This window comes from Erwinia sp. PME.40.26/001, from assembly GCF_055556675.1.
Genome location: NZ_JBVHNP010000007.1, coordinates 69,230 through 83,413 on the forward strand (window position 1 = coordinate 69,230; position 14,184 = coordinate 83,413).

At 55.4% G+C, this 14,184-nt stretch carries 17 protein-coding genes and 1 other RNA gene; 4 read left to right on the forward strand and 14 right to left on the reverse strand.

The window, feature by feature from the left end:
• Positions 1-36: 36 nt before the first annotated feature.
• Together ACZ3HG_RS17980 and ACZ3HG_RS17985 are read right to left on the reverse strand one after the other, a co-directional pair.
• The gene (locus tag ACZ3HG_RS17980) at positions 37-429 is read right to left on the reverse strand and encodes a YraN family protein (protein WP_191934302.1); all 393 of its coding nucleotides are present in this window, start codon (positions 427-429) and stop codon (positions 37-39) included.
• Positions 387-2,399, reverse strand: coding sequence for a penicillin-binding protein activator (locus ACZ3HG_RS17985; protein WP_191936083.1), 2,013 nt, complete (start codon positions 2,397-2,399; stop codon positions 387-389). Before ACZ3HG_RS17985 ends, ACZ3HG_RS17980 begins: the two co-directional genes overlap by 43 nt.
• A gap of 62 nt (positions 2,400-2,461) precedes the next feature.
• On the opposite strand from ACZ3HG_RS17985, the gene rsmI reads away from it, so the two are divergent.
• From rsmI to ACZ3HG_RS18000, 3 genes are all read left to right on the forward strand, one after another.
• Positions 2,462-3,325, forward strand: coding sequence for a 16S rRNA (cytidine(1402)-2'-O)-methyltransferase (gene rsmI / locus ACZ3HG_RS17990; RefSeq protein WP_191934300.1), 864 nt, complete (start codon positions 2,462-2,464; stop codon positions 3,323-3,325).
• Between the two features lie 32 nt (positions 3,326-3,357).
• Positions 3,358-3,737, forward strand: an RNA gene (gene rnpB, locus ACZ3HG_RS17995) — RNase P RNA component class A.
• 384 nt (positions 3,738-4,121) lie between these two features.
• Positions 4,122-5,141, forward strand: coding sequence for a carbon-nitrogen hydrolase family protein (locus ACZ3HG_RS18000; protein ID WP_465333670.1), 1,020 nt, complete (start codon positions 4,122-4,124; stop codon positions 5,139-5,141).
• On the opposite strand, the gene ACZ3HG_RS18005 is transcribed toward ACZ3HG_RS18000, so the two are convergent.
• Entirely contained in the window at positions 5,122-5,823 is a 702-nt protein-coding gene (locus ACZ3HG_RS18005) for a pirin family protein (RefSeq protein WP_465333672.1), read from the reverse strand. The genes ACZ3HG_RS18000 and ACZ3HG_RS18005 overlap by 20 nt on opposite strands.
• Before the next feature lie 125 nt (positions 5,824-5,948).
• Here ACZ3HG_RS18005 and ACZ3HG_RS18010 point away from each other — a divergent pair, with 125 nt between their 5' ends.
• Positions 5,949-6,851 carry a LysR family transcriptional regulator gene (locus ACZ3HG_RS18010; protein WP_167550584.1) on the forward strand — a complete coding sequence of 301 codons (903 nt, stop codon included), beginning with the start codon at positions 5,949-5,951 and terminating at the stop codon, positions 6,849-6,851.
• Positions 6,852-6,872: 21 nt separating this feature from the next.
• Here the strand turns inward: ACZ3HG_RS18010 and ACZ3HG_RS18015 are convergent, their stop codons facing one another.
• From ACZ3HG_RS18015 to ACZ3HG_RS18065, 11 genes are all read right to left on the reverse strand, one after another.
• A complete protein-coding gene (locus tag ACZ3HG_RS18015; RefSeq protein WP_465333674.1) occupies positions 6,873-7,007 on the reverse strand; it encodes a hypothetical protein in 135 nt (44 codons plus the stop codon).
• A 140-nt stretch (positions 7,008-7,147) separates the two neighbouring features.
• Positions 7,148-8,134: a glutathione S-transferase family protein gene (locus tag ACZ3HG_RS18020; RefSeq protein ID WP_191934297.1), complete on the reverse strand. Its 987-nt coding sequence runs from the start codon at positions 8,132-8,134 to the stop codon at positions 7,148-7,150.
• 84 nt (positions 8,135-8,218) lie between these two features.
• Positions 8,219-8,608: a DoxX family protein gene (locus ACZ3HG_RS18025; protein WP_191934296.1), complete on the reverse strand. Its 390-nt coding sequence runs from the start codon at positions 8,606-8,608 to the stop codon at positions 8,219-8,221.
• Positions 8,609-8,817: 209 nt separating this feature from the next.
• Positions 8,818-9,099 (reverse strand): YqjK-like family protein, encoded by a 282-nt coding sequence (locus tag ACZ3HG_RS18030; protein ID WP_191934295.1) that lies wholly within the window; start codon positions 9,097-9,099, stop codon positions 8,818-8,820.
• Positions 9,099-9,491: a phage holin family protein gene (locus ACZ3HG_RS18035; RefSeq protein WP_191934294.1), complete on the reverse strand. Its 393-nt coding sequence runs from the start codon at positions 9,489-9,491 to the stop codon at positions 9,099-9,101. The genes ACZ3HG_RS18030 and ACZ3HG_RS18035 overlap by 1 nt, the downstream gene beginning before the upstream one ends.
• Before the next feature lies 1 nt (position 9,492).
• Positions 9,493-9,798 (reverse strand): ElaB/YgaM/YqjD family protein, encoded by a 306-nt coding sequence (locus ACZ3HG_RS18040; protein ID WP_191934293.1) that lies wholly within the window; start codon positions 9,796-9,798, stop codon positions 9,493-9,495.
• A 48-nt stretch (positions 9,799-9,846) separates the two neighbouring features.
• Positions 9,847-10,218: a DUF1090 domain-containing protein gene (locus ACZ3HG_RS18045; RefSeq protein ID WP_191934292.1), complete on the reverse strand. Its 372-nt coding sequence runs from the start codon at positions 10,216-10,218 to the stop codon at positions 9,847-9,849.
• Positions 10,219-10,378: 160 nt separating this feature from the next.
• Positions 10,379-10,771: an EnvZ/OmpR regulon moderator MzrA gene (gene mzrA, locus ACZ3HG_RS18050; RefSeq protein ID WP_191936086.1), complete on the reverse strand. Its 393-nt coding sequence runs from the start codon at positions 10,769-10,771 to the stop codon at positions 10,379-10,381.
• The gene (locus ACZ3HG_RS18055; RefSeq protein WP_062745547.1) at positions 10,768-11,442 is read right to left on the reverse strand and encodes a DedA family protein; all 675 of its coding nucleotides are present in this window, start codon (positions 11,440-11,442) and stop codon (positions 10,768-10,770) included. The genes mzrA and ACZ3HG_RS18055 overlap by 4 nt, the downstream gene beginning before the upstream one ends.
• 316 nt (positions 11,443-11,758) lie before the next feature.
• Positions 11,759-12,535 carry a transcriptional regulator ExuR gene (gene exuR, locus ACZ3HG_RS18060; RefSeq protein ID WP_191934290.1) on the reverse strand — a complete coding sequence of 259 codons (777 nt, stop codon included), beginning with the start codon at positions 12,533-12,535 and terminating at the stop codon, positions 11,759-11,761.
• Positions 12,536-12,794: 259 nt separating this feature from the next.
• The gene (locus ACZ3HG_RS18065) at positions 12,795-14,108 is read right to left on the reverse strand and encodes an MFS transporter (RefSeq protein ID WP_191934289.1); all 1,314 of its coding nucleotides are present in this window, start codon (positions 14,106-14,108) and stop codon (positions 12,795-12,797) included.
• Between the last annotated feature and the right edge of the window lie 76 nt (positions 14,109-14,184).

Genomic DNA, 14,184 nt, shown 5'->3' on the forward strand with positions numbered 1-14,184 from the left:
ATTCACCTGGTTAGTTTAGCCTTCAAAAACAGGCGCTTATTCTGCTGTAAATGCATTGGGTAACCACTCCACCTGTTCGCCGGTGATGGCTACCACATCAAATCGACAGTCGGCGGTGTCAACACTCAGCCCCCGGCCATACAGCCACAGCGCCGCAGCACGCAGCAGTTTTTGCTGTTTACTGCGGGTAATGCTGGCTGCGGCACCGCCAAAGCGGGCGTCGCGCCGGTAGCGCACCTCAACAAATACCCATACCTGACCATCGCGCATTATCAGGTCAATTTCACCGGTACGATAACGCACATTAGCGGCGATAAAACGCAGACCTGAGGCCTGCAGCAGATGGCGGGCCTGACGTTCGCGGGCCGCCCCCTGCTGCTGCCGGCTTAGCTGGCCGGAACGATCTGTCCCTGACGATACTGGCTCCACACTAACTTCCTGTTAATGACGCAGTCCTGAGTTGCGCTCAGTGTGCCGGTATCTCCCTGGATCTGGAAACCGGGCAGCGAACGCATCTCGCTAAAGTGGTTTGCCAGCGTCCAGGCGTCAATGCCCATCGCATACAGGCGAACCAGCGAATAATCATTGTTAAACGACTTTGCCGCCTGCTGCATCAGTGCCGGATTGGCACCGGAGAGCAGTGGAATATCGCTGAACTGTAAGCCGTCCACTTCAAGACGGTAGTCCGGGCCGGCTCCTGCCTGATAGCTGCGGGAACTGGCATACAGGCCCACATTATCACGGCTGCTAACGCGCATGGAGATCATTGGTTTGATCAACGCCATCTCATCCTGGGTGGCGACAATATACACTGAATCCACGCTGCCGTTGCTGCTGCTGACCTGCGCATCGGTCACCGGGGCCGGGATTGTCAGGCCTCCAATGGTGACGCCCGCCGCGGCGGCAGGCTGTGCATTCACCGGCGTACCGCTCAGGCGGATGCCCGCGCCGCTATTAATGCCCTGCTTCAGTTCGGCTTTCGAACCAAACTGCTGCTGCAGCACCTGGCTACCGCCCAGCTTCTGCCATTCTGCCGTAAACGCTTTACTCACGCGGTCGCCCAGCGAAGTGCGTGGTACCAGAAGCAGTGGGGTGCGTTTGCCCTGGTCCCACATATGATGCGCAGCATCACGCGCTTCGTCTTCAGGAGAAAGCGCAAAATAGCAAAGATTCGGACGGTTCTGGACGCTTTCCGGTGCATTGAGGGCCAGAACGTTCAGCGGCGTCTGGCTGTTTGCCAGCGCTTCCACGTGATTTTTCAGCAGTGGGCCGACCACCAGCGTGGCACCATCACTCTTCGCCTGGGCCAGAACCTGGTCGATGGGCTGGGTGCTGGTATCGTAAACCTGAACCTGGGTACTGGCAGAAGGCGCTGCCGTTTCTACGCTATTAGCCGGGGCTGACTGGGGCTGCACGTCGGCGCTCGCTGCTGCGTCAGGGGCAGCCGACGGGCTGACCACGGCATCCGGGGTGGCCTGAGTCGCTTCAGGTGCCTGAACCGGTACTGCCGCTGACGGTGCGCTGCCCTGTGCCAGCACACCATTTTTCGCGTCGTTAAAACCCTTCTGAATGGCATTAGCGAACACCTGCGCCTGGCCACTTAACGGCAGCAGAAGGGCAATTTTCCCTGTAGAGGCGGGCTGGAAGTTCTGCACTTGTGTGAGGGCGGTAGGCAGCATTTTTGCCGCCGGATTGTTCGGGTAACGTGTCTGCCAGTCGCTGATACCCGCTTTCAACATATCCGGGTCGCTGACGTTCGCGCGGTAGACGCCCAGCAGATCGAGCCAGCCCTGCAGGATGTTTTCACTGGCGTTAATGGCCAGACTGTTCATCTGGTCAGGTGTCATCTGCGTCAGCGTCTGCCAGGTCGCATCAATGTTCTTTTGCTTATCGGCCGGATTAGTCAGCAGCGGCTCCTGGGCAATCCAGGCGCGCAGTACGTCCAGCGAAGGGCGACCCTCGCTGGTGGCAATCTGCAACTGGTAGTAACGGACCTGCTGCTCCCTGGACAGGGCGCTGGTATCAAGCTGTTTCAGCTTTGCCACGGCATCCGGCAGATTTTTCTGTGCCACACTGAGCTGTGCCTGGAGCAGTAACAGCTCCTGACGCTGAGTGGCATTGAGATCCTGTGGCACCTGCGTGAGCTGATCGTTGGCCTGAGGAACCTTCCCTTCATTCAACAACGCTCTGATTGCGAGTAATTGCCAGTCAACCTTGTTATCATCTGCGCTTTGCTGCATCTGCTGAAGATAATAGTCAGAGGTGCCAGTGGCAGCCCCCTGTACATTCGCCTGAGGCGTTTGCGGAGCCTGGCCGGTACAACCGGCAAAAATCAGGGCGGCCAGCAGCAGCGGCATGGTGCGTACTGCTTTGCAGTGAACTACTTTCGAAGGAAGCATACTGTATCCAGTGATGTTTTTTTCAAGATGCTCAATATTAAATCGGCAATTCGGATCAAACAATGAAACAACACGATCGGGCAGATATTTCTGCCAGCACGCTCTATATCGTTCCAACACCGATAGGTAACCTGGGCGATATCACCCAGCGGGCACTAAAGGTGCTTGCGAGCGTCGATCTGATCGCTGCGGAAGATACACGTCATACCGGGCTGTTGCTACAACATTTCGCCATCAATGCGCGCCTCTTCGCATTGCACGATCATAATGAACAGCAGAAAGCGGAAGTCTTGCTGGCGAAGCTGCGCGAAGGTCAAAGCATAGCCTTAGTTTCTGATGCCGGCACGCCATTAATCAACGACCCGGGATATCACCTGGTGCGCCTGTGCCGTGAAGCAGGGATCCGGGTGGTGCCGTTGCCGGGTGCCTGTGCCGCGATTGCCGCGCTGAGTGCCGCTGGCCTGCCATCTGACCGCTTCTGTTACGAAGGTTTTCTGCCAGCCAAAAGTAAAGGGCGTTGCGACACCCTGCGCGAACTGGAACAGGAACCACGCACCCTGATTTTTTACGAATCAACACACCGCCTGCTGGACAGCTTACAGGATATGGTGACGGTGCTTGGCCCCGCCCGCTATGTGGTGCTGGCGCGGGAAATCACCAAAACCTGGGAGTCGATTCACGGCGCGCCAGTGGGGGAACTACTGGCCTGGGTGCAGGAAGAAGACACTCGTCGTAAAGGTGAGATGGTGCTGATCGTAGAAGGCTATCACGCTGAGGAAGAGGCGCTGCCACCGGAAGCGCTGCGCACGCTGGCGCTGCTTCAGGCCGAGCTGCCGTTAAAGAAAGCCGCCGCGCTGACCGCTGAGATCCACGGCGTGAAAAAAAATGCGCTCTATAAGTACGCGCTCGAACAGCAGGGTGAGTGACATCCAGGTGAAAACCCTATACACTGCGCGCCGAAGCTGACCAGACAGTCGCCGCTTTGTTGCCGTCCTCCTTCGGGGGAGACAGACAGAGGGGAGGAAAGTCCGGGCTCCATAGGGCAGGGTGCCAGGTAACGCCTGGGGGGCGCAAGCCCACGACAAGTGCAACAGAGAGCAAACCGCCGATGGCCCACGCAAGTGGGATCAGGTAAGGGTGAAAGGGTGCGGTAAGAGCGCACCGCGCGGCTGGCAACAGTTCGTGGCACGGTAAACTCCACCCGGAGCAAGGCCAAATAGGGGTTCACCAGGTACGGCCCGTACTGAACCCGGGTAGGCTGCTTGAGCCAGTGAGCGATTGCTGGCCTAGATGAATGACTGTCCACGACAGAACCCGGCTTACCGGTCAGCTTCGAACCATTCAGTGAAAACCCCGCTCCGGCGGGGTTTTTGCGTTTTAAAGCGTATTACTTTTCTGTGCGGTTTCGCCCGCGACTGTCCACGACACTCTCTATGGCAGGAAAGCGGCTTACCGGTCAGCGTCGAACCCTTCAGTGAAAACCCCGCTCCGGCGGGGTTTTTGCGTTGAGGGGAAAGTATCATCGTTAGTGTCATTATTTCTGGAGGGGGAACGACTTTCTTTTCCAAAAAGTTTTTATTAAAACCTATAAAAATTAATCAGCATCAATTGTCTCTTTGTCCCTACCACTTTAATTTATTGTCGGCAGGTGCTCTCCGCACGTGAGGCAGATTAATAAGCCTCTTTTTGCCACCGTTTTTTATCTTAAAGGAATAAGTGAAAATGAAAATGAGTGATGAACGTTTTCGTGTCGCGGTAGTACAGGCATCCCCGGTCTGTATGGATGTGAATGCCTCTGTTGATAAGGCGCTGGGGCTGATTGCCGATGCTGCACGACAGGGTGCGCGGCTTATTGCATTTCCCGAGCTTTTTTTTCCCGGCTACCCGTGGTTTCTCTGGCTGGGTAATATTCCATATATGGCACCCTTTATTACGGCCTATCACCGGCAGTCAATATCAACCGATTCACCGCAGTATCAGCGTTTACAACAGGCAGCACGAGATAATAAAATTTATCTCTCTTTCAGCTTCAGTGAAAAATATAATGCGACGCTGTTTATTTCCCAGGCCTTAATTGATGATGCCGGTAATACTCTTGAGGTCAGACGTAAACTTAAACCGACGTCCGTTGAACGCCTGCTGTTTGGTGAAGGCGATGGCAGCCATCTGAAAGTGCACCGCACTGCTCTGGGGCATATCGGTCAACTTTGCTGCGGTGAACACTTGCAGCCCCTGAGCTGTTATGCGCTGCATGCACAAAATGAGCAGATCCATATCGCCGCCTGGCCCTCTTTTTCGATTAACGGATTCCATTCCCTTAGCGGAGAGGTGAATGCCGCTGTCTCCCAGGGTTACGCTGCGGAAGGGCAGTGTTACCTGCTTTTCGCCTGTGCGGTGGTGTCAGAACAGGAAGTTAAAAGCTACTGTGTTGACGATCAGATGCGCCAGGTGCTGCTGACAGGCGGCGGATATGCGAGGATTTACGGCCCGGATGGTCGCTTGCTGACCCAGCCACTGGCGGAGGATCAGGAAGGCCTGTTGTTTTCCGATGTTGATCTCGCAGCGATTACCCTGTGCAAATTCCTTTACGATCCGGCAGGCCATTACTCCCGCCCGGATGCCACGCGCCTGCTGCTCGATCCCCACTGCCGCCAGCCTGTGATGGTACTGTCAGAGTGCCAGGACATCGCGGAAACATCAGAAGGTCACGACCCTGAGGCCGTTACACCGGAAGATCGATAACCAGCACCCGCAGGGCGGCCTCCGCCGTAAGAGTTACGCTCTGCTCCTCGCGCAGGAACGCACCATCACCGCAGGTCAGGGCTTCCTGCTGAGAATCCGTGGCCGCTTTCAGTGAACCATGAATCGACTGCAGATAGGCTCGCGTGCCGTGCAGAGGCAGGGTATAGCTTTCGCCGGGTGCCAGCACCACCTGATGGATCCACACCTGCTGACGTAACTGCAGGCTGCCCGCGCTGCCGTCTGGCGAGGCAATCAGCATATAGCGCAGATGTTCAGATACGGGCATCTGCTGCACCGCGTTATTTTCACGCTCAGGACAGGCATCCAGCCACAGCTGCATACGCGTCAGAGGGACCTCTTTACTGATGTTGTGCTCGGAGTAGCTGACGCCTGGCTGCGTTGCCAGCAGCAGGGCCTCGCCTGCCTGTGCCCTTACGTGGTTACCTTCACTGTCACGATACTCTGCCACACCCTGTAAAATCAGGTTCAGTACATCGACCTTAGGATAGGTTCTGGGTTGGAAGGAAGCCCCTGGTGCCAGCACTTCCTGATTCAGCACACGCAATGACGCGTAGCCAAGCAGTTGAGGATCAAAATAGTGACCAAAGGAGAAGGTATAGCGTGCCTGCAGCCAGCCATAATCGGCTTTGCCACACTGCTCTGCGGTTCGACTGGTGATCATACTTTTCTCCTTATCGGCCGGAAACATCCCGCCGTTTATTATCCTGTTATGGTAAGTTTCTGGACGCCGGATTGTTAGCCAGTTAATCTGCTGGCAATATTCAAATTTCCTGACAGAGAATTACTATGGCTAAAGATCGTGCTCTGACGCTGGAAGCGCTGCGGGTGATGGATGCTATCGACCGTCGCGGAAGCTTTGCCGCCGCCGCGGATGAGCTGGGTCGCGTCCCCTCCGCACTGAGTTATACAATGCAGAAGCTGGAGGAGGAGTTGGATGTCGTGCTGTTTGACCGCTCTGGCCACCGTACAAAATTTACCAATGTCGGAAGAATGCTGCTGGAGCGGGGGCGCGTACTGCTGGAAGCCGCCGATAAACTAACCACCGATGCTGAAGCGCTGGCGCGCGGCTGGGAAACCCATCTGACCATCGCTACCGAAGCGCTGGTGTCCACCGAACTGCTGTTTCCGCTGGTTGGGAAGCTGGCTGATAAAGCCAATACCCAGGTCTCACTGATGACCGAAGTGCTGGCCGGTGCCTGGGAGCGCCTGGAGCAGGGGCGGGCTGATATTGTGATTGCGCCAGATATGCATTTTCGCGCGTCATCCGAGATCAATACCCGCAAACTCTACACGCTGATGAGCGTTTATGTCGCCAGCCCGGAGCACCCTATTCATCTGGAGCCGGAACCGCTGTCGGAGACCACGCGCGTCAAGTATCGCGGGATTGCCGTCGCAGATACCGCCCGTGAGCGTCCGGTACTGACGGTGACGCTGCTCGACAAGCAGCAGCGGTTGACGGTCAGCACCATTGAAGATAAACACCGCGCACTGCTGGCCGGTCTGGGCGTGGGCACGATGCCCTACACGATGGTGGAGAAGGATATCGCGGAAGGTCGCCTGCGCGTGGTCAGCCCGGAATACACCCGCGAAGTGGACATTATTATGGCATGGCGGCGTGACAGTATGGGTGAGGCGAAGTCCTGGTGCCTGCGGGAAATCCCGAAACTGCTGGCGAAACGCCAGGGGTAACCCCCGCCGCGGGAAGGAGCGCTATGGCGCAGCGTTGGTTTCCTGAGCATGCTCAATGCTGCTGAAGGTTGAAAAAGTCTGATAGTAATAGTGCCCGACAAACGCGACGTAGCAGAGCATAACAACGGCAAAGCAGATTGCGACAGATTTGATCATGGCTCCATCCCCGTAGTGATTTCGTTTTAAGTGTTTACGTCAGTAAAGATACGTAAGCGCGAAAGAGGGGAATTTGTGCCAGATCAATAAAGGGTGCGGAACATCCAGGACGAGGTGAAAATCGCCCTGGTTGCTAACGGTTAACCGAAATGCCGGTCACGGCCGTGAGGAACATCCCAGTCGTACGCCGGACCCAGTGAGATCACCCCGCTTGGGTTAATGGTCTTATGGCTGCAGTAGTAATGATGACGGATATGCTCAAGATTAACCGTCTCCGCCAGACCTGGCGTTTGCCACAGGTCACGCAGAAAACCGTTCAGGTTCAGGTAATCACTCACCCGGTGACGGTCGCACTTGAAGTGAGTGACGTACACCGGGTCGAAACGCACCAGCGTGGTCCACAGGCGGATATCGGCCTCTGTCAGGTGTTCCCCGGCAAGATAGCGATGCTGGCCCAGCAGGTTTTCCAGGCGGTCGAGCGAGGCAAAGAGCGCGGTTACCGCCTCATCATAGGCAGGCTGGCTGGTGGCAAACCCCGACTTATACACGCCGTTGTTGACCGTGTCGTAGATCCAGCCATTCAGTTCATCAATTTCAGCATGCAGATCCTGCGGATAGTAGTCTCCGGCGCGCGCACCAACACCGTCAAAGGCACTGTTCAGCATGCGGATAATATCGGCTGATTCATTACTGACGATAGTGTGCTGTTGTTTGTCCCACAGCACCGGGACCGTCACGCGGCCGGTATACTGTGGGTCGGCGTGAAGGTAGAGCTGGTAAAGATATTCGTTCTGATACAGGCTGTCGCCGGTAGCAGCAGGGAAATCTTCATCAAAGGTCCAGCCGTTTTCCAGCATCAGAGGATGTACCACCGAGACTGAAATCAGATCGGTCAGTCCTTTTAATTCGCGCATAATCAGCGTGCGGTGTGCCCACGGGCAGGCGAGAGACACATACAGATGGTAGCGATCGGCTTCGGCGCGAAAACCCGCTTTGCCGGTAGGGCCCGCTTCACCGTCGGCGGTGACCCAGTTGCGAAAGGCGGATTCAGAACGTTTAAAACGGCCGCCTGTTGCTTTGGTGTCATACCACTGGTCGTGCCAGACGCCCTCAATCAGTTGTCCCATAGTGTTGCTCCTTTCCGTAACGTAAAAGGGGCGAGGATATGATCCTCACCCCCCGATAACCTTAGTATAACGCGTAGCGTGGAATTACCACTTCTTACCCAGCAGACGGTCAAGGCTCAGCGCGCCAGGACCAGTGATGGCCAGCAGCAGGAAACCGCCCGCAATGCTGATGTTTTTCAGGAACATGGTCGGGCCATCGACAGCAAAGTTACTGTGCGCCAGGATCGCGGTCAGTACGGTGAAGATGGCGGTAATCAGCGCGGTGGTACGGGTCAGGAAGCCGAACATAATCGCCAGACCGCCACCAAATTCCAGCAACACAGTCAGGGGCACGAAGAGTGCAGGGATACCCATTGAAGCCATAAACTGCTGAGTGCCTGCATAATCGGTCAGCTTACCCCAGCCAGCCACAACAAACAGAATGGCCATCAGGATGCGAGCCAGCACAATACCGCTATCTTCTAATTTTTTCATGATTATCCCCAAACAAGAATAGTTGGTCGTGCAAGCGGCCCGACCGGATTTTACTCAGGCCTGATGCGTGTTTACCGCTCAGTACCTTTCGTTGCTGGAGATAATAGTCGGGGACGCAAAACATTGTAAGCGAGATAATCTGTCGAAGTTATTCAAGAAAACTGGGGGAGGAGCGGCCGCAGCATCGCTGCGGCCGCTAGTGCAGAAGATTATCGGCGCGGCAGATAGTTACGTACCATGCGCCAGGTGCTCCAGGCACCGAGGCCACGCCTGGCCCAGCGGCCCATAAACCGCGGGTTACGCACGGACCAGATTGCCATGACCCCGCTGCCGATGGTCAGCCAACGTTTGGCACTGAGCAGCGTCAAAAACCCATGGTCGTAGCGAGCCGTAGTATCGAGCCAGGCTTTACGCCCGGCGCTCAGATCCAGCCGCTGCTGCTGGATCTGCCGTAACAGTTCAGCTTTACGTGCGTTCCGTTCGCGGCTCATCAATCATCCTCCAGCAGCTTGCGGTCTTCCGACAACTCCTTGCGGGTGGCGCTAAGAAGCGTTGAACGACGTGATTTAGCCAGCGTCCAGAGACCGAAAATCAGCGCCAGTGCAAACAGCACGCCGGTCGTAATGGCAATGGCCATCAGACGATACTGCGCATCCACCGCCCAGATAACCAGCACCATCAGGCTCATCAGACCAAAGGCAGTAAACAGCATCGTCAGGCCCACCATCAACAGCATCTGTATCAGGTTGGCTTTTTCAGCTTCCAGCTCTACTACCGCCAGCCGGATGCGTGTTTCCACTATCCCCACCAGAGTAGTAACAATTCGCTGACCGATGTTTAAGACCCCTTTGCCGGGGCCGTGGCTTGGCTGATGTTCTGCCATATTAACGACGGGTCAGCAGTACGCCCAGGACTACGCCAACTGCGGCGCCAATACCTACGCTGGTCCACGGGTTATCGCGCACGTACACATCGGTACGCTCTGCCGCTTCGCGGGTGGTCTGTGCAATGCGGTCGCCGGAATCACCCAGACGGGCGCGGGTCTCTTTCAGTGCGCTCTGGGCCTTGCTGCGCAGTTTGTCCAGCTCGGTTTTAGACTTCTCACCGGAGGTCGTTAATACTTCTTCCAGGGTGTCAGCCAGGTTTTTCAGCTCGGCGCGCAGATGTTCTGATGTAGTATCTTTAGACATTGAAAACTCCTTTACCTTAGTTTTAATGACGTTGGCAGAGTGTGGCCCTTACCAGGCTGTACTCTGCACTTCCTTCAGCTCATGTTGGGCATCAGCCAGTTTCTGTTCGCGTTTAGCAATCTTTTCGCGGTCATTTCCTTCCGCTTTTTCCTGTTTCAGTTCCTGTTCCCGCTCGGCCACTTTTTTCTCATGCTGCCTGATCTTGTCCTGGTGTGCTTCTTTCAAACCGGCGTCGCTACAGTTCGCGTGGGTTTCCGTTAACGCCCGTTCAAGACCGTTAACCCGACGCTGATTGTCGTGTTTTTTCGCCATATCGATTTCATGCCGGATAGACTGTTCTTTCTGCTGACAGAGCGTATCTGCCTGCGAGAAAGTGGCGAGTGTTAGCAGGCTAACGCCCAGAATAAAGTGGTTTTTCATCGCGGTTGTGACCTTCCTTTGCGAGATATCAAGTGCCGGATATCGTTGTCCTGAAACAGGTGTATCGCATTTTACTGCTTATGAAGCATAGACAGAAAATAGCAAAACCTCAAAAACAGAGAATATTCTCACGGATAGCCCCGGTGAAGGGGCGGGGGAATCAGCCGACAGACTGTGGCCGCAGGCTGATGCGATTTATCCAGGCAGCCGCATCATTATTATCATGGCGCGCAATATCAAAGCCGTAGGGCAACAGTTTACGCAGCACTTTTTCGGCGGCGGCGCTCTGCTCCATAGAGTCAAATTTGATAATCAGCGAATTCTGTTCGGGAGTGATACTTTTTATGTGGATGCCCTGTGCATTGAGCGTCTGATAAACATAAAAGCCATCCGGCAGGCTGATCCCCTGACGGGCAGCCCGGATCTGCAGGGCGTTTTCACTGCGAAACAGGCTGGGCATCAGGGCCAGAGCCAGCAGAGCGATGGACATCATCGCCATCAGCGGCAGCAGGCGCAGAATACGCGTCGGTAATTTCATAAAACCTGGCATCATGAGTTTCCTTTCTCATTGGTGGATTGCTTCTTACGCCACAGGACATACAGCGAACCGCACAGGCCAAACACCAGTAAAAACAGGGGCAGTAACATCAGGCAGAACATCAGTTGATCTTCATACTTCAGGAAAATCGGCGTCTTACCCAGCGCGTATCCCATCACGGTCAAAATCAGCACCCACAGCAGGGCGCTCATCCAGTTGAAAAACTGAAAACGGGCATTGCTCAGGCCAGAAAGGCCGGCAATGGTGGGCAGCAGCGTACGGACAAAAGCGATGAAGCGGCCCACCAGCAGCGCGGAAAGACCGTGGCGGTGAAACATCTGATGGGCACGCTGATGATATTGCGCAGGCAGATGGGACAGCCATTTTTGCACGGTGACCGTATTTCCCAGCCACCGGCCCTGTATATAACTTACCCAGCAACCAAGACTGGCCGCCGTGGTCAGGACACACACTGTCAGGGCAAAATTCATGGTCCCTTTGGCTATCAGCACGCCGACCAGAATCAGCAGGCTGTCACCCGGAAGAAAGGCGGCGGGCAGCAGTCCGTTTTCGAGGAACAGAATCATAAACAGAACAAAGTAAATCGCCCATACCAGCGTCGGGTCAGCGAGGGTGGCATAATCCTGTTGCCAGAGAGCGTGCACCAGAGATTTGAAAATATCCATTAATAGTCCTGAACGTCATAGTTGGCCTGTTTCATCTTTTTTGCACACTTAATTCATCGTTATATTGGTGCAGATAAGCATAAAACGGGCGGCGGAACAGCATGGCTGGTGAATATGACCTCTCCTTATTTACCCGCGCAGGAAAGGGTAAAAAAGGCAGATAACTGTAACAAAATTACGCAAGCCTGGACAGGAAGAAACACAGCGCTAACGATGTTTTACCGTTGTACTGCGTTGTCTGGAAGGAGTTTTACACAGGCTGACACTACTGAAGGTATTTTGACTCAAGGAGTTAACTCAGCCTGGATGAAGAGTGCTATTTTTCGCTGTTTGCCACTGTTTCTGGCATGACGACCGGGTTTTCAGCAAACATGTAGCGGTCAACGTTAAATTCGAAGTCATCTGTTGTGGCATGGAATAACATCTGTTTAGTGTTTTCCAGGTGCTGCCACATGGCCAGCTTACTGGCCGCCGGGTCCTTGCGCATCAGGGCTTTCAGGATATTGTCATGATCTTCACACCAGCTTTCAATCGACTTCTCATCAATATGTTCATGCAGTTTTAGCCAGTACGGGTTGTGCAGACGGTGTAACCACATCTTTTCTACAATGGCCGCCAGCGCGCTGTTTTGCGTCGCCAGCGCAATCTGCACGTGGAATTTCATATCCCATTCGGAATCGCGGAAACGATCTTCTTTCCGCGCCTGAGTCTGGATCGCCATTAACTGCAGGATGTCCTGGCGCGTCACCTGGGTGGCGGCAAACTCGGCGACGTTACTTTCAATCAGCTGACGGGCCTGCAACAGTTCAAAGGGCCCGAAGCTGGCAAACTCCAGCTGACTGCTGGTGGCGACGCGATTTTGCTGGCGCTGGGAAATGACATGGATACCGGAACCTTTCCGCACTTCAACGTAGCCTTCCACTTCCAGCATGATGATCGCTTCCCGAACCACGGTCCGGCTGACGCCCATCTCTTCTGCAATAAACCGCTCCGCAGGTAATTTTTCACCCACCGGGTAAATGCCCTGTTCCAGGCGTCTTTTCAGCTCGGCGGCCAGCTGTTGATAGAGACGGCGCGACTCGGTTAATTCCATGATCCACGTTCCCCTTCAGGTCACACTGATAATGGAATTTGTTATACCACTTTTCACGGTGGCGGGTCGACCCTCCTGCAAAAACGGTACTCGGTGTGAGATGAAATCCGCCACGACATCGCGGTGTCCTGCAGGGCGGCCCTGCGATTGTGGTCACCCTGGCTCATGCTCTGCCCCACGGGGCCGGTCTGCGCGACTGGCCGACCAAAACAAAAGGGCGGCCACTACAGTGAGGATACTGCAGGGGCCGTCCGCGGAATTATGCGGAATGCTGTGTCACCACCCCGGTCATTTTCTCTTTTTTCTCCTGCTCCAGCTCGGAAATGGGTTTATTTTTCAGCAGTGTCCAGATGGCGACCGCCCCTAACAGGTCAAACACCGCCAGCGCAGCAAACAGCGGGCTGAACCCCATGGTATCGGCGAGCGCGCCGACAACGAGGGCGAACATGGTACTGGCGGTCCAGGCTGCCATACCGGTCAGCCCGTTTGCGGTGGCCACTTCATTGCGGCCGAAAACGTCAGAAGAGAGGGTGATCAGCGAACCGGAAAGTGCCTGATGGGCAAAACCGCCAACACACAGCAGAGCAATAGCGGCATAAGGACTGGTAAACAACCCGATGGTGCCCGGGCCAATCATCAGTACCGCCCCCATGGTGACCACCAGCTTGCGCGAGACGATCAGGTTAACGCCAAACACACGCTGGAAGAACGGCGGCAGATAGCCCCCGACAATACAGCCGAGGTCAGCAAACAGCATCGGCATCCAGGCGAACATCGCAATCTCTTTAAGGTTGAAGCCGTACGCCTTGAACATAAACAGCGGGATCCAGGCGTTGAATGTGCCCCAGGCGGGTTCCGCCAGAAAGCGCGGCAGGGCAATGCCCCAGAACTGACGGTTACGCACGATCTGCCAGGCGGACATTTTTTTGCCGTTATGGGTCTGATGCTGGGCTTCCTGGCCGGAAAGGATGTATTCGCGCTCTTCAGGATCCAGTTTCTTCTGATCTTTCGGATGCTTATAGAACACCAGCCAGCACAGCGCCCAGATCATGCTCAACACGCCGGTAATGATAAAGGCCATCTGCCAGCTGTGTGCCACGATCGCCCACACGACCAGCGGGGGAGCCAGCATGGCACCAATCGACGACCCGACATTGAAATAGCCGACGGCAATTGAACGCTCCTTCGCCGGGAACCATTCGCTGCTGGCCTTCAGCCCGGCGGGGATCATGGCCGCTTCAGCGGCGCCCACGGCCCCCCTGGCAATCGCCAGCCCACCCCAGCTGCCTGCCAGCGCGGTGGCGGCGCAGAACACCGCCCAGAGAATGGCGAACAGGGCATAACCGATTTTGGTCCCCAGCACGTCCAGGATATAGCCGGCGACCGGCTGCATGATGGTGTAGCAGGCTGAATAGGCGGCAACAATATAGGAATACTGTTGCGTAGTGATATGCAGCTCTGTCTCCAGCGTGGGGGCCGCCACGGCAATGGCGTTACGCGTCAGGTAACCCAGGATGGTACCGATGGTCACCAGACCGATCATGTACCAGCGTAACCCTTTAATTTTACGCATTTAAAACCTCTTCCCGTAATTATTGTTGATGTCACGTCAGGGGGACGTGCATCTGTAAGGGGCGGGACGGCCTGCT